General features: G+C 62.5%; 16 protein-coding genes. 7 read left to right on the top strand and 9 right to left on the bottom strand.

Annotation, left to right across the window (positions count from 1 at the left end; translation table 11 throughout):
• Window positions 1–3 precede the first annotated feature (3 nt).
• Together X265_RS12325 and X265_RS12320 are read left to right on the top strand one after the other, a co-directional pair.
• Complete coding sequence (locus tag X265_RS12325) at window positions 4–1,176, top strand: ABC transporter substrate-binding protein (protein ID WP_128965061.1); 1,173 nt, start codon at window positions 4–6, stop codon at window positions 1,174–1,176.
• A 31-nt stretch (window positions 1,177–1,207) separates the two neighbouring features.
• On the top strand, window positions 1,208–1,666 hold the full coding sequence (locus X265_RS12320) for a cupin domain-containing protein (protein ID WP_128965060.1): 459 nt from the start codon (window positions 1,208–1,210) through the stop codon (window positions 1,664–1,666).
• Between the two features lie 9 nt (window positions 1,667–1,675).
• Here the strand turns inward: X265_RS12320 and X265_RS12315 are convergent, their stop codons facing one another.
• The 4 genes from X265_RS12315 to X265_RS12300 form a co-directional block, all read right to left on the bottom strand.
• Window positions 1,676–2,926: a flavin-dependent oxidoreductase gene (locus X265_RS12315; RefSeq protein WP_128965059.1), complete on the bottom strand. Its 1,251-nt coding sequence runs from the start codon at window positions 2,924–2,926 to the stop codon at window positions 1,676–1,678.
• Between the two features lie 55 nt (window positions 2,927–2,981).
• Window positions 2,982–5,333, bottom strand: coding sequence for a bifunctional salicylyl-CoA 5-hydroxylase/oxidoreductase (locus X265_RS12310; RefSeq protein WP_128965058.1), 2,352 nt, complete (start codon window positions 5,331–5,333; stop codon window positions 2,982–2,984).
• 97 nt (window positions 5,334–5,430) lie between these two features.
• A complete protein-coding gene (locus X265_RS12305; protein WP_128965057.1) occupies window positions 5,431–6,267 on the bottom strand; it encodes an enoyl-CoA hydratase family protein in 837 nt (278 codons plus the stop codon).
• A gap of 41 nt (window positions 6,268–6,308) precedes the next feature.
• Window positions 6,309–7,070: an SDR family NAD(P)-dependent oxidoreductase gene (locus X265_RS12300; RefSeq protein WP_128965056.1), complete on the bottom strand. Its 762-nt coding sequence runs from the start codon at window positions 7,068–7,070 to the stop codon at window positions 6,309–6,311.
• Window positions 7,071–7,264: 194 nt separating this feature from the next.
• Here X265_RS12300 and X265_RS12295 point away from each other — a divergent pair, with 194 nt between their 5' ends.
• Genes X265_RS12295 through X265_RS12275 form a run of 5 tightly spaced genes read left to right on the top strand, consistent with a single transcriptional unit; the run spans window position 7,265 to window position 12,990 of the window.
• Window positions 7,265–8,083, top strand: coding sequence for an alpha/beta fold hydrolase (locus X265_RS12295; RefSeq protein ID WP_128965055.1), 819 nt, complete (start codon window positions 7,265–7,267; stop codon window positions 8,081–8,083).
• Window positions 8,084–8,090: 7 nt separating this feature from the next.
• Window positions 8,091–9,380: an acyl-CoA dehydrogenase family protein gene (locus X265_RS12290; RefSeq protein ID WP_128965054.1), complete on the top strand. Its 1,290-nt coding sequence runs from the start codon at window positions 8,091–8,093 to the stop codon at window positions 9,378–9,380.
• A 2-nt stretch (window positions 9,381–9,382) separates the two neighbouring features.
• Window positions 9,383–10,909, top strand: coding sequence for a class I adenylate-forming enzyme family protein (locus X265_RS12285; RefSeq protein WP_128965053.1), 1,527 nt, complete (start codon window positions 9,383–9,385; stop codon window positions 10,907–10,909).
• Entirely contained in the window at window positions 10,906–11,994 is a 1,089-nt protein-coding gene (locus tag X265_RS12280) for an NAD/NADP-dependent octopine/nopaline dehydrogenase family protein (protein ID WP_128965052.1), read from the top strand. The genes X265_RS12285 and X265_RS12280 overlap by 4 nt, the downstream gene beginning before the upstream one ends.
• A gap of 3 nt (window positions 11,995–11,997) precedes the next feature.
• Window positions 11,998–12,990: a 3-hydroxybutyryl-CoA dehydrogenase gene (locus X265_RS12275; RefSeq protein ID WP_128965051.1), complete on the top strand. Its 993-nt coding sequence runs from the start codon at window positions 11,998–12,000 to the stop codon at window positions 12,988–12,990.
• On the opposite strand, the gene X265_RS12270 is transcribed toward X265_RS12275, so the two are convergent.
• The 5 genes from X265_RS12270 to ilvD all read right to left on the bottom strand — a co-directional run bounded on the left by X265_RS12270 (window position 12,987) and on the right by ilvD (window position 18,283).
• On the bottom strand, window positions 12,987–14,033 hold the full coding sequence (locus X265_RS12270) for a 2,5-dihydroxypyridine 5,6-dioxygenase NicX family protein (protein ID WP_128965050.1): 1,047 nt from the start codon (window positions 14,031–14,033) through the stop codon (window positions 12,987–12,989). The two genes, X265_RS12275 and X265_RS12270, sit on opposite strands and share 4 nt — an antisense overlap.
• Before the next feature lie 38 nt (window positions 14,034–14,071).
• Window positions 14,072–14,839, bottom strand: coding sequence for an ABC transporter permease (locus X265_RS12265; RefSeq protein ID WP_128965049.1), 768 nt, complete (start codon window positions 14,837–14,839; stop codon window positions 14,072–14,074).
• Window positions 14,836–15,603: an ABC transporter permease gene (locus X265_RS12260; RefSeq protein ID WP_128965048.1), complete on the bottom strand. Its 768-nt coding sequence runs from the start codon at window positions 15,601–15,603 to the stop codon at window positions 14,836–14,838. The genes X265_RS12265 and X265_RS12260 overlap by 4 nt, the downstream gene beginning before the upstream one ends.
• 14 nt (window positions 15,604–15,617) lie before the next feature.
• Complete coding sequence (locus X265_RS12255) at window positions 15,618–16,463, bottom strand: ABC transporter ATP-binding protein (RefSeq protein WP_128965047.1); 846 nt, start codon at window positions 16,461–16,463, stop codon at window positions 15,618–15,620.
• 125 nt (window positions 16,464–16,588) lie between these two features.
• Window positions 16,589–18,283, bottom strand: coding sequence for a dihydroxy-acid dehydratase (gene ilvD, locus X265_RS12250; RefSeq protein WP_128965046.1), 1,695 nt, complete (start codon window positions 18,281–18,283; stop codon window positions 16,589–16,591).
• Between the last annotated feature and the right edge of the window lie 73 nt (window positions 18,284–18,356).

Genomic DNA, 18,356 nt, shown 5'->3' with positions numbered 1-18,356 from the left:
ATCATGAAGACGCAACTGACCTTGGCCGCGGCCGCGTTTCTGCTCGGCACCGCCATGCGCCCTGCCCTCGCCGAGGACAAGATCAAGCTCGGCGTGATCGTGACACTATCGGGACCTGCCGCTGCGCTCGGTCAGCAGGTTCGCGACGGATTTGCGCTTGCGGTCAAGGATCTCGGCGGCAAGATGGGCAGCCGCGATGTCGACGTGGTCGTTGTCGATGACGAGTTGAAACCCGACGCGGCCGTGACCAAGGTCAAAGGACTGCTCGAGCGCGAGAAGGTCGACTTCGTCGTCGGTCCGATCTTCTCCAACATCCTGCAGGCGATCCACCGTCCGGTCACCGAATCCAAGACATTCCTGATCAGCCCCAATGCCGGCCCGTCGACCTTCGCTGGCAAGGACTGCAACCCGTTCTTCTATGTGACCTCGTACCAGAATGACCAAGTGCACGAAATCCTCGGCAAAGTCGCGCAGGATCGCGGCTACAAGCGGATGTATGTGATGGTGCCGAACTATCAGGCCGGCAAGGACTCGGTCGCGGGGTTCAAGCTGGACTACAAGGGCGAGATCGTCGAAGAGTCCTACATGCCGCTGAACACGCTTGATTTCCAGCCGGAGCTTTCCAAGATCGCCTCGCAGAAGCCCGACGCGCTGTTCACGTTCATGCCGGGCGGCCTCGGCGTCAATCTCGTCAAGCAGTACAAGCAGGCAGGTCTGGCCGACAGCATTCCCGTGCTATCGGCCTTCACGGTGGATGAATCGACCTTGCCGGCACAGCAGGATGCGGCCGTCGGCATGTTCGGCGGCGCGAACTGGGCGCCCAATCTCGACAATCCTCAGAACAAGAAGTTCGTCGCGGCCTATGAGGCCGCCTACAACAGCGTGCCAGGCACCTATGCCTTCCAGGCCTATGATGCTGCCATGCTGATCGATAGCGCGGTCAAGAGCGTAAAGGGCGATCTCTCCAACAAGGAGGCGGTTGCGGCCGCCCTGAAGAAGGCGGACTTCACCTCGCTACGCGGGTCGTTCAAGTTCAACACCAACGGCTATCCGATTCAGGACTTCTACCTGACCAAGGTCGCCAAGCGTCCGAACGGCAAATTCCAGACGGAGATTGTCCAGAAGGTTTTTGAGAATTATGGCGACCGTTACGCCAAGGACTGCAAGGCAAACTAGGAGCGCGGGGTCGCGTTCAGGGAGGACTGCAATGAAGAGCGAAATCACCGGCATCACGCGGGCCAACGAGGGAATCCAGGGCATTTCCTGGAACATCCTCGGCCAGACCTATGTGCCCAAGAGCTGCGCCGAGAACAGCTTCTCCTGGCATGCGACCTTGCCACCGGGCACGTTCGTGCCGCCGCACATCCATCCCGATCAAGATGAGTATCTCTACATGCTGGAGGGGAAGCTCGACTTCGTGCTCGGCAATTCAGAGGCGCAGGCAACTCCCGGCGATCTGATCCGGCTCGGGATGGGCGTCCCACATGGCATCTTCAACAAGTCGGACCAGACCGCAAAAGTGCTGTTCTGGGTGTCGCCGACCAAAAAGCTGTTCGACCTGTTCTGGGGCCTTCACAATATGAAGGAACAGAAGCCGGAGGACGTGGTGGCGATGGCCGCTGAATTCAACATCCATTTCCTGCCGCCGCCGCCCGGGGCCAGCTAAACCCTGGCGTCAGGCGCGCACCGCTGCGAGGCCTGGCACCGCCGCGAACCCGGCCTTGGTGGCATAGCCGCGCACGATCGCCTCGCGCTGCGAATAGCTCAGAACGTTGTCGACATTGTCAAAGCCGTCAGGCGCGAGCTGCTCGACGGCGTCGATGACGCCCTCCGGGCCGCCGCGCCTGTTGGAGCGGACGATCTCCGCGGTCATCGGCAGCCGCTTCTTCTCGTATTCCATGAGCGCCTGTCGTGGATGTTCGGCGCGCACCAAAGCATCCGCGAGGCAGCGCGCGTCGAGGATAGCCTGCGAGGCGCCATTGGATCCCACCGGATACATGGGATGCGCGGCATCGCCGAGCAGCGTGACGCGACCTGATGACCAATAGGGCAAGGGATCGCGGTCGCAGGTCGGGTATTCGTAGAATTCGGGCGTTGCCGAGATCAGGCTCTTCACGTCGATATAAGGAACGGAGAAGCGTGTCACATGCGGCATCAGCTCCTCGCGCCGGCCCGGGCGCGACCAGTCTTCTTTGCGTGGAGGCGGCGCGTTGCCCTCGCCCACTTTCACCAGCACTGCCCAATTGGTGAGACGGCTGGCCGAGCTTGAACCCTCCGCGATCGGATAGATCACCACCTTGGCATTGAGCCCCCCGGCCACAATCATCGACTTGCCCGTCAGGAACAGCGGCCAGTCACGCGCACCCCGCCAGAGCATCAGGCCGTTCCAGCACGGCGGCCCCTCGTTCGGAAACAGCGTGTCGCGGACCCGCGAGTGGATGCCGTCGGCGCCAATTAGGATATCGCCGCGCGCGGTGTGGATGTGCGCGCCGGTGCGGTCGAAGAAATAGGCGGTGACGCCACCCTCATCTTGCGTGAATGCACCGAGCCGGCAACCGGTGTGGATGACCTCCGCGCCAAGCCGCTCCTCGACGGCGTGATGGATAACGCCCTGGAGGCGGCCTCGGTGGATCGAGAATTGCGGCACGTCGTGACCGGCGTCGATGCCGCGGGCTTCGCGCCAGACCTCCTGGCCATGGCGGTTGAGGTAGTAGAGCTGGTCGGTTCGGATCGCGACCTCATCGAGCTTCTCCAGCAGGCCAAGGCTGGCGAGCTCGCGCATGGCGTGCGGAAGCGTGTTGATGCCAACGCCAAGCTCGCGGATCGTATCGGACTGCTCGAAAATCTCGCAACCGATGCCGCGAGCCCGCAGCATCAAGGCCGTGGTGAGACCACCAATACCACCACCGACGATAATCGCCTTCATCGCCCTCAACTCCACTCGAATACGCCAGGCAATGGGGTTAAGGTCGCACGGGCGGTCACTCCGCTGCAAGCGGCTTTGTCGCCTCCGCCTTGAGCTCGGCCCGCGTCTTTGGCTTAGCCTTAATCCTAAGCTCCTCGAGATCCTGCCGGTCGCGGACGCTATTGCGGAAAATCTGCTCCTTTCCTGGCAGATATTGCGGTGGGCAGAACGCCTCGTTTGCGCCATACCAGGCCGCCGCCTTCATGGTGAAGAAGGGATCGACCAGATGTGGCCGGCCAAGGGCAACCAGGTCGGCCCGGCCGGCCGCCAAAATGGTATTGGCCTGGTCCGCAGTCGTGATATTGCCGACACACATGGTGGCCACCCGCGCCTCGTTGCGGACCTGATCGGAGAACGGTGTCTGGAACATGCGCCCGTAGACCGGCTGCGCATCGCGGACGGTCTGGCCGGTCGACACGTCGACGAGATCGACGCCAGCCTCAGCGAAGGCCCGGGCAATAGCCACCGCATCGTCGCCCGTGATGCCGCCATCGGCCCAATCGGTTGCGGAAATACGCACCGACATCGGCTTGTGCTTCGGCCACACCGCCCGCAGAGCCTGGAAAATCTCGAGCGGGAAGCGCAGGCGATTTTCGAGGGAGCCGCCATACTCGTCCGTACGCGCGTTCGTCAGCGGCGAGATGAAGCTCGCGAGCAGATAGCCGTGAGCGCAATGCAGCTCGAGCATGTCGAAGCCGCAGCGCTCGCCGCGCTCGGCCGCCTCGACGAACAAATCTCGCACCGCAACCATCCCGGCGCGGTCAAGTTCGCGCGGCACCCGGCTGTCGGGGAAATAGGGCAGCGGCGATGCTGAGACCACGTCCCAGCCGCCTTCATCCAGCGGGCGATCGATGCCGTCCCACATCAGCTTGGTCGCGCCCTTGCGCCCCGCGTGCCCGAGTTGCAGGCAGATCTTCGCCGCGGAGTTGGCATGGACGAAATCCACGATGCGGCGCCACGCTCTCTCCTGCTCGTCGTTCCACAACCCGGCGCAGCCCGGCGTGATCCGGGCATCATGACTGACGCAGGTCATCTCGGTGAAGATCAGGCCTGCGCCGCCAATCGCGCGGGATCCGTAATGCACCAGATGGAAGTCGGTCGGCACGCCCTCCTTGGCCGAGTACATACACATCGGCGACATCACCGCCCGGTTGGCGACCTCCATCTCGCGCAACCGGAATGGCTGAAACAGCGGCACCGCCGGCCTCTCGATGTCGACGTCGAAGCCGCTGCTCCGCACTTGTCTGGCAAAGGATTTATCGACTTCGGCCACAAAATCCGGCGCGCGGAGCTTCAGATTGTCATATGTGATCGCCTTCGAGCGCGTCATCACGCCGAAGGCGAATTGCACGGGATCGAAATCCCAGAACCGGTCAACGTGCTCGAACCAAACCAAAGAGACGTCGGCAGCGTGCTGGGTCTTCTCGACCTCCTCGCGGCGGCCGTGCTCATAAACCTCGAGGGCGGCGTCGATGCCAGGCGCCTTGGCCATCGCCTCTGCCAGCGCGATCGCATCTTCCATTGCCAGCTTGGTCCCGGAACCGATCGAGAAATGCGCGCTCGCCTTGGCGTCGCCCAGCAGGACCATGTTGTCCTTGACCCAGCGTTTGCTGCGGATCATCGGGAAGTTGCGCCACATCGAGCGGTTGGTGAGCAGCTTGTGCCCATCGAGAAACCACCCGAAAATATCGGCCATCCGCGCGGCGGACTGAGTCTCATTGAGCCCCGTCAGGCCGGCGCGCGCGAACGTGTCCGGATCGGTTTCAAAGATCCAGGTCGAATGCCCGGCTTCGTATTGATAGGCGTGGGCGATAAAGGGCCCCCACTCCGTCTCCTGGAAGATGAAGGTGAAGGCATCAAGCGGCCTGGTCGAGCCCATCCATGCGAACTTGTTGGCGCGGAGGTCGACTTCCGGCTGGAAGTGCTCGGCATATTTCTCGCGAAAACGGCTGTTGACGCCGTCGGCGAGCAAGACGAGATCGGCATCAGCAAAGCGAGCCTCATCGTCGATATCCACTTCGAAGTGCAGGCTGACACCGAGCTCGCGCGCGCGCTCCTGGAGGATTAGGAGCAGCTTTTGCCGGGAGCAGCCGCAAAAGCCGTTGCCGCCGACGCGGTGTACCGTGCCGCGAAAATGCACGGCGATATCGTCCCAATAGGCAAATTCCTGGGTGATGCGGCGGTAGCTCGGCAGGTCATGCTTTTCGAAATTGTCCAGCGTTGCGTCCGAGAACACCACGCCGAAGCCGAAGGTATCGTCGGCCCGGTTGCGCTCATACACGCTGATGTCGGCGCTCGGGCGCTGCTTCTTGAGCAGGATCGCAGCGTAAAGACCTGCAGGTCCACCACCGATAATCGCGACTTTCATGGGAGCCTCGCCAGTTTACCCGGGCATAAAACTATTTTAAGCCTAAAATAATTTCTGGCAAGTCCGGTTTCAGGCAGCGGTGCTCAAGGGCCGCCGCTCAATCGCCCCTGAAGACCGGCTTGACCTTGTTGGCAAAAGCCTCGAAAGCGCGCTCGAAATCGGCCGTCATCATGCACAAGGCCTGAGCAACAGCCTCCGCCTCGATCGCCTCCTCGACCGACATCGCCCATTCCATCGCCAGCATCCGCTTGGTCATGGTGTTGGCGAAGGTCGGCCCTTCCGCGACCTGCTTGGCCAGCAACTGCGCCTGGGGCAGCACCTGCTCCGGCGTGACGATGCGGCTGAAAAAGCCCCAGCGCTCGCCCTCCTCCGCCGTCATGAACCGACCCGTGTACAGGAGCTCGGAGGCGCGGGACTGGCCGATGATCCGCGGCAGGATCGCGCAGGCGCCCATGTCGCAGCCGGCAAGTCCCACCTTGTTGAACAGAAATGCCACCTTGGCTCCGCTCGCCGCGAGCCGCATATCGCACGCCATGGCAATGATCGCGCCGGCACCGGCGCAGATGCCCTCGACGGCAGCGACGATCGGCTGTGGGCAGGCCCTCATCGCCTTGACGAGATCACCGGTCATCCGCGTGAACGCCGTCAGCCCCTTGGTGTCCATTTTCACCAGCGGGCCGATGATCTCGAACACATCGCCGCCGGACGAAAAATTGCCGCCGGCACCGGTGACCACGATCGACTTGATCGCATCGTCGAAGGCGCAAGCGCGGAAGAAGTCCGTTAGCTCGCGATAGCTCTCGAACGTCAGGGGATTCTTCCGTTCCGGACGATTGAGCGTTACCGTGGCAACTCCCTCAACCACGGCGAGGAGGAAGTGCTGCGGTGAATAATCCGCGAGCGGCACGGTGACGGGATTGGCTGGTCTGCTCATACGATCTCCTTAGCTTCCTTGGTCCACGCCCGGGCAACGCGCTAGATTTCGCCACCGGCGACCGCAATCGCCTGTCCAGTGATCGCTCCAGCGTCCTCGCTGCACAGCCAGAGGACTGCATTGGCGACCTCTCGCGGCGTGATCAGGCGCCCCTGCGGATTGTGCTTGGCGAGCTCGGCGATCGCCTGCTCCCGACTTCGTCCGGTCTTCTTCACGATGTTGTCGATACTGCCGGCAACCAGATCAGTGTCCGTGAAGCCGGGGCACACCGCATTCACAGTAACGTTGCTCCCCGCCATTTCGAGCGCCAGCGAACGCACAAGACCGACTACGGCGTGTTTCGCCGCCGCGTACGCACTCACATACGCATAGCCCTTGAGGCCTGCCGTTGACGCAATGGCGACGATGCGCCCATAGGGGCGATCCTTCATCCCCGGCAGTACGGCACGAATGGCATGGACAACACCCAGGAAATTGACGTCCATCATGCGCGCAAAAAGGGCACTGTCCGATTTCGCAAATGGCGCGGATTCGGCGCTGCCGGCGTTGGCAATCAGGATGTCGATCGGCTTCCGCGCCTGGGCTTGCGCGAGGGCTGCGTTCAGAGAGATTTCGTCTGAAACATCAGCAACTGCCGCAAAATGCGCGGCACCTGCGTTGACCGCTTCGTCGAGGGTTGCCGCATTCCGGCCGAGCACCGTCACCGTGGTGCCCGCGCCAACAAGGGCGGCCGCGATCGCGCGGCCAATGCCGCGCCCCCCACCGGTCACCAGCGCATGCGGCGAATGCGGCAATCCGGACATGCGCTTGCTCCTCAAGATCTGCTGACCGTCTCTCCGATATATTTTAACCTTCAAATTTTTGCAACGAAAGCGCGGACCGATGCCGCGAACCATCTGGCGAGAGACCGGTCCGAAAATTGCTTTAAGCATAAAATTATCGCTTCCCATCCCCCTCAAGGCTGTTAGCATCGGCCGGCCCAGCAAAAGGATGTCGCGTGTCGCAGCCTGCGCCAATGATAACAATGGACGGACGTTTCGCTTATGAAGCCACGGGCAATCCGGGCGCGACGCCCCTGATTTTCCTGCATGGCATTGGCGGCGCGGCGAGGGCCTGGCGGCAGCAGCTTGCGACATTTGGCGGTCGTTTTCACGCGATCGCATGGGACATGCCGGGCTATGGCGGCTCGGCCCCGCTCGCCAGCGTCAGTATCGCTGCCCTGGCTGGTGCACTCCAGCAATTCATTGATCAGATCGGCGCTGCTAAGCCCATTCTGGTCGGCCATTCCATAGGGGGCATGATCGTCCAGAAATGGCTGACGCAATCGCCGAAACTCGCCCGCGCCGTTGTCCTCGCGCAAACCAGCCCGGCATTCGGCAAGGCCGATGGCGACTGGCAGAAATCGTTCCTTGAGGCACGGCTGGGCCCGCTCAATCGCGGCGAGACCATGAGGTCGCTGGCGCCTTCTCTGGTGAGGGAGCTCGTCGGCGATGATCCCGATCCCAAGGGAATGGAGCTTGCGCGCGAGTGCATGGCAAGCGTGCCCGAAGCAAGCTATCGCGCCATGATGCTCGCCTTGATCGGGTTCGATCAGCGCAGCACGCTCAAGGAGATTACCGTACCGACCCTGCTGCTGTCCGGTTCCAAGGACAACAATGCGCCCGCGCCGATGATGGCGAAGATGGCGACCTACATTCCCGCGGCCGAATATGCCGAACTGCCCGGCGTCGGCCATCTCGCCAACCTTGAACGACCAGATGCCTTCGACAAAGCGCTCAGCAGCTTCGTCGATTCCATTGCCACAAAACAGGGGTGACTGCGTCATGACCATGCAAGTCAGCAAGACCATCGGCACAACCGACAAGGTCGCGCTGGATGCGCCGATCTTCGATCCCGTGGCCTTCCGCCTGAGCGAGGAGCAAGCCGCCATCGTTGCGCGGGCGCGTGAGATCGGCCAGAGCGTCTTCGCCGGCCGCGCCGCCGCCTACGATCGCGAGGCCGCGTTCCCGACTGAGAACTTTCGCGACCTGCATCGCGCCGGCCTGCTCGGCATCGCCGTCCCCAAGAAACACGGCGGGCTGGGCGCCGATTATCAGACTTACGCACTGGCTGCCGCGGAGATTGGCCGCTATTGCGGCGCGACCGCGCTGACATGGAACATGCATGTCTGTTCGACGCTGTGGTCCGGGCCCCTGGCTGATGACCTCGATATGGACGCAGAGACCCGCGCCGAGCATGAGCGGCGGCGTGCGATCCATTACAAGCGCATCGTCGAAGATGGCGCCATCTACTCTCAACCCTTTTCTGAGGGCGGCGCGGCAGCGGCTGGCGGCGTTGCCTTCGGCACGGAGGCAAAGCCTGTCGATGGCGGCTGGATCGTCAACGGCAAGAAGATCTTTGCATCGCTGTCGGGCCATGCGGACTATTACGGCGTGCTCTGTACGGAGATCGAGGAAGGCGAAAAGGCCTCACGTCGCAATACGCTCTACCTCGCAATATCGGCCAAGTCGCAAGGCGTTTCCGTCGTCGGCGATTGGGATCCGCTCGGCATGCGCGGAACGGTCTCGCGAACGCTATTGTTCAAGGACGTGTTTGTACCTGAGGATTCCGCGCTGATGCCGCGCGGGGTCTATTTCCAGGCCGCAATGCGCTGGCCACACATGTTCCTGACCCTGTCACCAACCTATATGGGCCTCGCGCAAGCCGCTTACGACTTTACGGTGCGTTATCTGCGAGGCGAGGTGCCGGGCATGCCGCCGGTCAAGCGCCGGATGTACCCGACCAAGCAGATCGCGGTCGCGCAGATGCAGATCAAGCTCGAGCAGATCAAGGCGATCTGGTTCCAGGCCGTCACCGAGGCGCGTGCCAATCCGAGCAAGGAGCAGGTGCTGCGCGCCTATGCCGCGCAATACTCGGTAATGGAAGGCGCCAATGAGCTCGCCGCGCTCGCGATCCGTACCTGCGGCGGACAAGCGATGCTCCGTTCGCTGCCGCTGGAGCGCATTTATCGCGACAGCCGCTGCGGCTCGCTGATGCTGCCCTGGACGGCTGAGCTCTGCCTCGACCGAATCGGTCGCGAGGCGCTGTATGAGGCCGGCGAAACGGATGATTGACGGTGGATCTCTGTAGTCTGATCGATCGCAACGCGGCGTTTTCGCCGACCAAAACAGCCATTGCCTTCGAAAGCGAACGGCTGAGCTATGCCGCGTTTGCCGAGCGCATCGAGCGGACTGCCACAGCCCTAAAGCAGGAGTTTGGTGTCGGTCGCGGTGACCGCGTCGCAATCCTGAGCCTGAACCGGCCGGACTATTTGGTCCTGCTCTATGCCTGCGCACGGCTTGGCGCGATGCTGGTACCCCTGAACTGGCGGCTGGCGATCGCCGAGCAACTCTTCATCCTCACCGATGCGGGCGCCAAGGTGCTTGTGCTCGAGCAGGCCTTTGAGGGCGTTCTTCCCGAACTCTCGCGGGGCACTGCCGTCGTCGGCTTCGATTTTGCGCCACCGGAGGGCATACCGTTCGAACGTCTTCTGATGCGCAACGAAGGCAGTGGACGCAACCCGCACACCGATCTCTCCTGCCCGTTGCTCATCGTTTACACGTCAGGCACGACCGGTCGGCCAAAAGGCGCGGTGCTGCGTCAGGAGGCGCTGTTCTGGAACGGCGTCATGAGCCAGCACATGCACAACATGACGTCCGACGATCACGTGCTGACGGTGCTGCCGTTCTTCCATGTCGGCGGGCTCAACATCCAGACGACCGCGGCGCTTCAGCTTGGCGCCACCGTCACTATTCATGCCCGTTTTGCGCCCGATACAGCGCTCGCCGCGATCGAACGGGAACGGCCGAGCTTGACGGTGATGGTGCCAGCAATCATCCAAGCCGTCAGCGAGCACCCCGCCTGGGCAGCGACTGATCTGTCGTCACTGAAAGCCGTCGCCACCGGCTCCACCATTGTGCCGCCGCACCTGATCGACCGCTTCGTCGCGCGCGGCGTGCCCGTGCTCCAGGTTTACGGCTCGACCGAAACCTGCCCGATCGCGGTCTACACGCGTCTGGGCGGTGACTTGTCGCGCGCGGGATCGACCGGACTCGCCGGCCTGTGCTGCGAAGCCAGGGTGATCGATCAGGCCGGCAGTGACGTGCCGGCAGGTACCCCCGGCGAAATAGCGGTACGTGGTCCCAACGTATTCTTCGAATATTGGGGCAACGCGGACGCAACGCGCGAGGCGCTACACGACGGCTGGTATCGCACGGGGGATATCGGGCTGTGTGACCCCGACGGCTATTTCTGGGTTCGCGATCGCAAGAAGAACATGATCATTTCCGGCGGCGAGAACGTCTACCCCGCCGAGGTTGAGCGTGTCCTGCTGGAACATCCAGATGTCAGCGAGTGCGCCGTAATCGGAAGGCCAGACCCTCGTTGGGACGAAGTGCCCATCGCCTATGTCATTCCACGAACCGGCTGCCGCCTCGGAGCAGAGGAGCTGAGATTGCACCTTCAAGCCCAGCTCGCCCGCTATAAGGTTCCACGCGACATTGTTTTCGTCGCTGATCTGCCGCGCACCGCGCTGGGCAAGGTTCAGCACTTCCTGCTCAAGCAGCTTGATGCGCAATCGCGCGCGCAAGGAGAAGCATCTTGAAGATCGCGGTTCTAGGTGGGGGAAACGGCTCTTTTGCGGCCGCCGGCGATTTTGCGCTGTCGGGGCATGAGATCAGGCTCTGGCGCCGCGACACAGAGCAGGTCGAGGCACACCGGGCCGCCGGCTCGCGGATCGTTGTGAAGGACCACACGGGGCGTCACGACGTCCAGCTGGCGGTCGTAACCACCGACATCGCCGAAGCCGTAAGCGGAGTCGAATTGGTCCTGTGTCCCGCTCCTGCCTTTGCTCAGCCGGATATCGCCCGCCTGCTTGCCCCTCACCTGCGAGACGGCCAAGTCGTGTTTCTGCCGCCCGCCACATTCGGCTCGATGATCTTCGCGCAAGCTGTGCGCGATGTCGGCAATCCGGCCGAAGCGAGTTTCGCTGAAACCGGCACACTGCCATGGCTGACCCGCAAGCATGGCCCATTCGAGGTCGCGATTACCATCCGCGCCAAGCGCCTGCCCGTCGGCGTCTTCCCGCTCCACCAGGCCCCCTACGCACTGGAGGTGATCGGACGCGCCTTCCCCGATGCGATCGAGCCCTGCGGTGACGCGCTATCCGGCGCGCTGATGAATGCGGGCCCTATCATCCATCCACCGCTGATCGTGATGAACGCGGGTCCGATCGAGCATTTCGAGCGATGGGACATCCACAAGGAGGGAACGCAGGCCGCGATCCGGCGGGTGACGGATGCACTGGACGCAGAGCGGATCGCAGTGCGCGAGGCGCTTGGATATGGCGCGCCGCATTTTCCGCTCGCTCATCACTACGCCAAGGAAGGCGAGATCTGGATGTACGGCCGCGGTTCGCATGATCGCCTGACGGATTCCGGGGACTGGCGCGAGCGGATCGTGCTGACCGAGCACCGCTACATGCGCGAGGATCTGCGGCTCGGGCTGTCGCTGCTGGTGTCCGTCGCCAGCCTGGCGGGCGTGGCCACGCCGCTCGCCAAGGCGTTCCTAGCCATCGGTGGCGCAATCTGCGGCGAGAACTTTGCACAAGGCGGCCGCACGTTGGAGACCTTGGGACTTGGCAAGCTACACAAGGCCGAGCTGCAGACTCTCCTTCGAGAAGGATTCTGACCGATGGCCCGACGCGCCTCCATTGCCTGCCTCGGAGCCGGCCGGATGGGCCGCGGCATCGCTGTCGCATTCGCTTATGCCGGGCATCAGGTCACAATGATTGACGTCAAAGCGCGCACGGAGGATGATTTCGCCAGACTGGAGGCGGACGCGCTCGGTGAAGTCAGAAAGACGTTTACTAGCCTCTCGAAGTTGGGGCTGCTGACCGAGGCAGAGGTCGAACCGCTCGCTGCGCGGGTTTCGGTGCTGCCGGCGCGCCAGAGCGACGTCGCGCTATCCGAAGCCGGAATGGTGTTCGAGGGCGTTCCTGAGATCGTCGAGCTCAAGCGCGAGGTGCTGGCGACCGCTTCACGACAGGTCGGCCTAGATACGATCATTGCATCGACCACGTCGACCATCCTCGTCGACGATCTCTCCGGGGTCATCGTGAACCCTCGTCGCTTCCTCAACGTGCACTGGCTCAACCCGGCCTATCTGATCCCGCTGGTGGAGGTGTCACCCGGCAAGGCCACAGATCCAGCCATCATCGATGAGGTGAAGGCCCTGCTCGAAGGCATCGGCAAAGTGCCGGTGGTCTGCGCAGCGACGCCCGGCTTCATTGTTCCGCGTATCCAGGCTCTCGCCATGAATGAGGCCGCGCGCATGGTCGAGGAAGGCGTCGCCAGCGCGGAAGAGATCGACAAAGCGATCCGCTACGGATTCGGGTTCCGCTATGCCGTGCTCGGGCTACTCGAGTTCATCGATTGGGGCGGCGGGGATATTCTGTACTACGCCAGCCGCTATCTCGAGGACGCATTGGGCAGCGACCGCTATCGTGCACCGGAGGTCATTTCTCGCAACATGCACGAAGGCCGGATCGGCTTGCGCACAGGCGCAGGCTTCCTCGACTACTCAGGCATGGACGTCGACGCCTATCGCGCCAAACGGCTTCAAGCCATGGTTGACCTGCTTCGCCACTTCGGCCTCGCTCGCCCGCCCGTCATCGACCGCAGCTAACCGAAGACGTCCTGGAGGACACCTTCCCGTACCACCGCGACGCCATCGAGCTCGATTGTCGTTCCCATCATCGGCAGGTCGAAATGGCCCGCAGTGTAGCGGCCCGCGAATTCATTGGCGCCGGTCGAGAACAGGAAGTTGCCGGAAACGGCGCGGATTTCAGTGCCGTTGGTGTCGCGCTGGTCATACATCGACAGCGCCTCATAGCGGGCACCCGGATTCATGCCGAAGCCGACATGCGACACGGCATAAGCCTCGCGGTCGCCCCAGGCGGCCAAATAAGCGCGCATCATCGCCGCATCCGTGCCCTCGCCCTCCAACTCGATGACGTAATCGTCCTTCAGGGTCATCTTCACCGGTGAGGTCAGGTAGCGCTTGAAGGTGAGATTAATATCGCCCGGTGCCATCACCAGCGTGCCGTTGATCGTTCCGCTTTTCGGAAAGCTGACGACGATGCCACCCGGCCAATGGGCCAGCGTACCCGGCTTGTCGGTCCAGCCCCACACACCCACCGTCGAAGCCCCGACCATATCCACATCCAGCGCTGTGCCGGCCTTAGAAGTGACCCGCATTCGCTTGGTGCCGCGTAGCATCTTTGCCGCGGCGCGCACGCGCTTTTCCAGCGCCGGATCCGGCACCATCCGTTCCAACGCCTCGGGATGCTCGTTGGAGATTACAAGGATGCGCGCGCCGGCCTTCAGGATCTCGGGTGTCTCCACCGCATGCATCAGACCCTCGATGGTGCAATCCACCACGAACCCGGCCTGCTGAAGCGCGCTGATCACCGGACCGAGCTTTTGTATCGCTTCGCTGGCCCCCGTCGAGCGAACCGGGACGATATTGCGATTGCGTGGCGTCGGCATGATGACGTGGAACGGCCGGGCGCCCATGCGGAGCAGCGCGAGCTCCGCCAGATGTACGTTGAGCGCGCGCGACTGGGTCTCCGAAAGGATCGCCGCAGTATCGCCGGCCTTGACGGCACATCGCTCAAAGATTTCGCAAAACGCGTCAATCCATTTTGCCTCGATGCGATCAGCCAGCATGGTTCACTCCCGGTCTTATGGTTTCTTGGTTGGTTCGTTCAAGCCTCAGGGAAGCCCCGCAGGAGGTACGATCGCACGGCGCCTAGCGAGGCATTCAGGACCAAGCCCAGCAGCGAGATCGTAATCAGCGGCACGAACATGTCGACAGCCTGGAAAGTGCGGGCCGCCGTTACGAGCGCATGGCCCAAGCCGTCCGTCGACGTAATCATTTCCGCCAGAAACACCACGATGCAGGAAATGACAAGGCCGATGCGACATCCGGTCAGGATCGACGGCATCGCTGCAGGCAAGACGACCTTGAACAGAACATCATACCGCGGCGTTCCGGCCGCCATGGCCGACCAGATCAGCTTCTGCTCCACCATCGAAGCTCCGTAATAGGTAGAGAGCAGGATGGGAAAAAGCGCATCCGCGCTTACCAGAGTGATCTTCGATCCATGGCCAAAGCCAAGCAACAGCAGCAACGCCGGATAGAGGGCGACCTTCGGCAATGGCGCCAGCACCCGTACGATCGGCCGAACTACGGCATTGATCGCAGGGCTGGCCGCGGCCGCGATGCCGAGACTGACGCCAAGCACGACCGCAATCGCGAAGCCCGCAAACAGCCGGATCAGCGTCGCCGCGATTTCCTGCTGGAAGGTCCACGTCATAAGTTGCTGAAGCAGCCGGCCGAAGACAACGCCCGGCGGCGGCAGCAGGACGACTGGCGCGAAGCCGAACGAGACGAGGCCCTGCCACAGCGCGATCACCAATACGATCGGTGCCAGCCCAAACATGACGTTTGCTGAGAGAAGACGCCGCATCATGAAAAGCTCAGCGGCATGTCGAACTGCGGCTCAGACCAGCGCACGAGCCTTGCACGAATGCCCTCGAACGCCGCATCCAGGCAAATGCCCATTGCACCGACAATGATGATCATGGCGTAGACCGTGTCGTACTGGCCCATATCCAGTGCGTTGAACAGAATATTCCCCGCGCCCGACTGGCGCGCAATCATCTCGCTCGTGATCATCGTAATCAGTGCCAACACCAGCCCGGTGCGGCACCCGGTCATGATTTCCGGAAGCGCGGCAGGCAATACGATCCGTATCAGGCGCTGCAAGGGCGAAAGCCCCATCGCCGCGCCCGACCACACCATCTTCTCCTCGACGGCCTTGGCCCCCTCAAAGCTGTGGTAAATCACGGGGAGGCTCACGCCGAGGAAGATCACCAGCGTCTTGGTGATATCGCCGACACCGAGCCACAGCATGATAATCGGCATCAACGCCGCCTTCGGCACCGGGTAGATTACCATCAGCAACGGGTTGAAGAAGGCCGCGACAGCCTGGCTGCGGCCCATCAACAGGCCGAGCGGAATCGAAACCAGTACCGCGATGCCGAACCCGATCGCCATGCGGCGGAGCGAGGCCAGGATATTGATCAGGGATTCCTTGTCGCTAAGGATATCCGGGATCGTCCGGATCGCTTCAAGCGCAGTTGGGAAACTATCGCTCTTGAGCGCGAGGGACGCGATCTGCCACACTGCCAGTAAGCCGATGCAAGCCAGCACCGGCGCAGCACGTCTGGTCATAGCAGCTCGCGAGATCAAGACGGCGACTCGACTTCGTCGCTCTCATCGAACATGCGTTCGATGTCGACGACGTACTTCTGGTATCGCGGGTCCAGCAACAACTCGTTGCGGCGCCGCGGTCGCGGCAGATCGATATCGATAACTTCCCGGATGCGACCGGGGGATGTCGACATCATGACGACCTTGTCCGAAAGGAAGACGGCTTCATCAACTGAGTGGGTGACGAACAGCACCGTCTTGCGGTCACGCTCCCAGATATTCAAGAGATCGTTCTGAAGACGCGTCCGGGTATGAGCATCGAGCGCCCCGAACGGTTCGTCCATCAGCAGGACTTCGGGATGATAGGCGAGCGTCCGGGCCAGCGCGACGCGCTGCTTCATACCGCCGGACAGTTCCTTCGGATAGAAATTCTCGTAGCCTTTGAGGCCGACCATCTCGATCAGCATGCGGCTCTGCGCTTCTGCTTGCGTTGCTCGCACGCCTTGCTGGCGAGGCCCATACATCACATTGCCCAGCACGGTCTTCCATGGAAACAGCGCAAACTCCTGGAACACCGGCCCGCGATCTGGGCCCGGCCCCGTGATCGGCTGTCCTTTTATCTTCGCCGTGCCGCTGGTTGGGCTGACAAATCCCCCGACGATGTAAAGAAGCGTCGACTTGCCACAGCCAGACGGGCCGAGGATGGAGACGAACGCGCCCTCCTCGATCGTCAGGGAGATATCTGACAGGGCCAAGTGGTCCTTGCGCGTCGAGGTCTGGAAGACCTGCGAAACGCGATCGATATCGATGATCGTAGAAGCCGGCCTTTGTGATGTCACCGGTCTCACCCATTCACTCGATCTCGAAGGCACTACCTTCATCCCGTCTCCCGCGTCACCTACGGCTAAATGTCTTGGAACGGCTCAGCTGAACGTCCTCTCTCAGAGCTACGATGTTAGCAAGAAACTTGCCAATCACTTCGTCATCTTCGCACGCGCACGGTGCCTCAATCAAACCACGGCCACTCCGCGGGCCCCTCGTGCGTGACAGCTCCGCCAGGTGCTTGACCGACCAGACGCGCATATTTCGCCAACGCGCCGGCTCGATGCCGCGGCGGGCGCTGCTTCCAAGCGCGGCGGCGTGCGGCGAGTTCCTGCTCGTTGACCTGCAGATCCATGCGGCGGCCGGCGGCATCGACCCGGATCCTGTCGCCATCGCGGACGAGGGCCAGTGGACCGCCGACGAACGCCTCGGGAGAAACATAGCCAATGCACATGCCGCGCGTGGCACCCGAGAACCGCCCATCGGTAATAAGGGCGACCTTCTCACCCATTCCTTGGCCGTAGATCAGCGCGGTGACGCCGAGCATCTCGCGCATGCCTGGGCCGCCAACGGGCCCTTCATTGCGGATCACCAAGACTTCGCCGGCCTTGTAGCTGCGGTCGCGAACAGCCGCGACGCAGGCCTCCTCGTCCTCGAACACCCGGGCCACGCCCTCGAAGAGCTGGCTCTTCAGCCCAGCAACCTTGATGACCGCCCCGTCGGGACAAAGATTTCCCTTCAGCACCGCAACACCACCGTCAGCCATGATCGGCGTAGAGGCAGCGTAGACGACCTCACCATCGGGAGCATTGGCAGCGCCGTATTCTTCCGCAAGCGTACGGCCCGTGATCGTGAGGCAGCTGCCGTCGATATGCCCGCTCTTGATCAGCTCTCTGATCACGACAGCCGCGCCGCCAATATCATAGACGTCTTTCGCCGTGTACTTCCCTCCGGGCCGCAAGTTACCGATCAACGGTGTCCGGGCGAAGACCTCGCCGACATCGTCGATCGTGAATGCAATGCCCGCCTCGTTGGCAATCGCCGGCAGGTGCAGCGCCGCGTTTGTCGAGCCGCCGGTCGCAGCCACAATCGCCGCACCATTTTCCAATGATTTTCGCGTCACGACATCGCGTGGCAGCGGTCCGCCACGCGTCAGCATCTCCATGATCAGCCGTCCGGCGCGCCGCGATATCTGCGCGCGCTCAGCGTAAACGCCGGGCACCATGGACACGTTGGGAATGGTGAGGCCCATCGCCTCCGACACCATCCCCATCGTGTTCGCCGTGAACTGACCGGCGCAGGCGCCGATGGTCGGCAGGCAGGCGCGCTCGATCCGCTCGAGTGTCGCGGCATCGATCTCTCCCGTCATGAAGCTGCCGACAGCCTCGTAGGAGTCGAGCACCGTCAGCGTCCGCCCGTCGACGCGGCCAGGCAGCGAACTTCCGCCGTAGATGAAAATCGAGGGCACGTTACAACGAACCATGCCCATCATCACGCCCGGAAGCGTCTTGTCGCACCCGCCGTATCCGATCAAGGCATCATAGGCGAGGCCGTGAACGACGGCTTCGATGGAGTCGGCGATCAGCTCACGCGAGAACAGGGAGAACTTCATCCCCTCGTGATTCATGCTGATGCCGTCGGAGACCGAGATCGTCGAGAATTCGCGCGGCGTGCCGCCGGCCTCCTCGATTCCGGTCTTGGCCGCGGCCACCTGGAAGTCATGGGTCATGTTGCAGGGCGTCTGTTCGCCCTTCATGCTGACAATACCCACCATCGGCTTGGCGATGGCCGCATCATCCAGACCCATGGCACGCATGAAGGCACGGTGCGGGGCCCGGTCCAGGCCGTCAGTCGTTATCCGTGATCGCAACTTCTTCATGCCTTTATCATCTTCATGCCATGTCCCGCACCCTGCGAGACATGCCGCCCCATTGATCCTTCGAGCTGCCCGA

The sequence above is a fragment of the Bradyrhizobium guangdongense genome (assembly GCF_004114975.1).
In the GTDB taxonomy this organism is placed as follows: domain Bacteria; phylum Pseudomonadota; class Alphaproteobacteria; order Rhizobiales; family Xanthobacteraceae; genus Bradyrhizobium; species Bradyrhizobium guangdongense.
This window is presented reverse-complemented; position numbering and strand designations above follow the sequence as displayed.

Coding starts and splice junctions, on each gene's coding strand:
- X265_RS12320 (WP_128965060.1), top strand. CDS start 1,208: ATGAAGAGCGAAATCACCGGCATCACGCGGGCCAACGAGGGAATCCAG.
- X265_RS12275 (WP_128965051.1), top strand. CDS start 11,998: ATGGCCCGACGCGCCTCCATTGCCTGCCTCGGAGCCGGCCGGATGGGC.
- X265_RS12260 (WP_128965048.1), bottom strand. CDS start 15,603: ATGACCAGACGTGCTGCGCCGGTGCTGGCTTGCATCGGCTTACTGGCA.
- ilvD (WP_128965046.1), bottom strand. CDS start 18,283: ATGAAGAAGTTGCGATCACGGATAACGACTGACGGCCTGGACCGGGCC.
- X265_RS12265 (WP_128965049.1), bottom strand. CDS start 14,839: ATGATGCGGCGTCTTCTCTCAGCAAACGTCATGTTTGGGCTGGCACCG.
- X265_RS12270 (WP_128965050.1), bottom strand. CDS start 14,033: ATGCTGGCTGATCGCATCGAGGCAAAATGGATTGACGCGTTTTGCGAA.
- X265_RS12325 (WP_128965061.1), top strand. CDS start 4: ATGAAGACGCAACTGACCTTGGCCGCGGCCGCGTTTCTGCTCGGCACC.
- X265_RS12300 (WP_128965056.1), bottom strand. CDS start 7,070: ATGTCCGGATTGCCGCATTCGCCGCATGCGCTGGTGACCGGTGGGGGG.
- X265_RS12290 (WP_128965054.1), top strand. CDS start 8,091: ATGACCATGCAAGTCAGCAAGACCATCGGCACAACCGACAAGGTCGCG.
- X265_RS12310 (WP_128965058.1), bottom strand. CDS start 5,333: ATGAAAGTCGCGATTATCGGTGGTGGACCTGCAGGTCTTTACGCTGCG.
- X265_RS12255 (WP_128965047.1), bottom strand. CDS start 16,463: ATGAAGGTAGTGCCTTCGAGATCGAGTGAATGGGTGAGACCGGTGACA.
- X265_RS12315 (WP_128965059.1), bottom strand. CDS start 2,926: ATGAAGGCGATTATCGTCGGTGGTGGTATTGGTGGTCTCACCACGGCC.
- X265_RS12305 (WP_128965057.1), bottom strand. CDS start 6,267: ATGAGCAGACCAGCCAATCCCGTCACCGTGCCGCTCGCGGATTATTCA.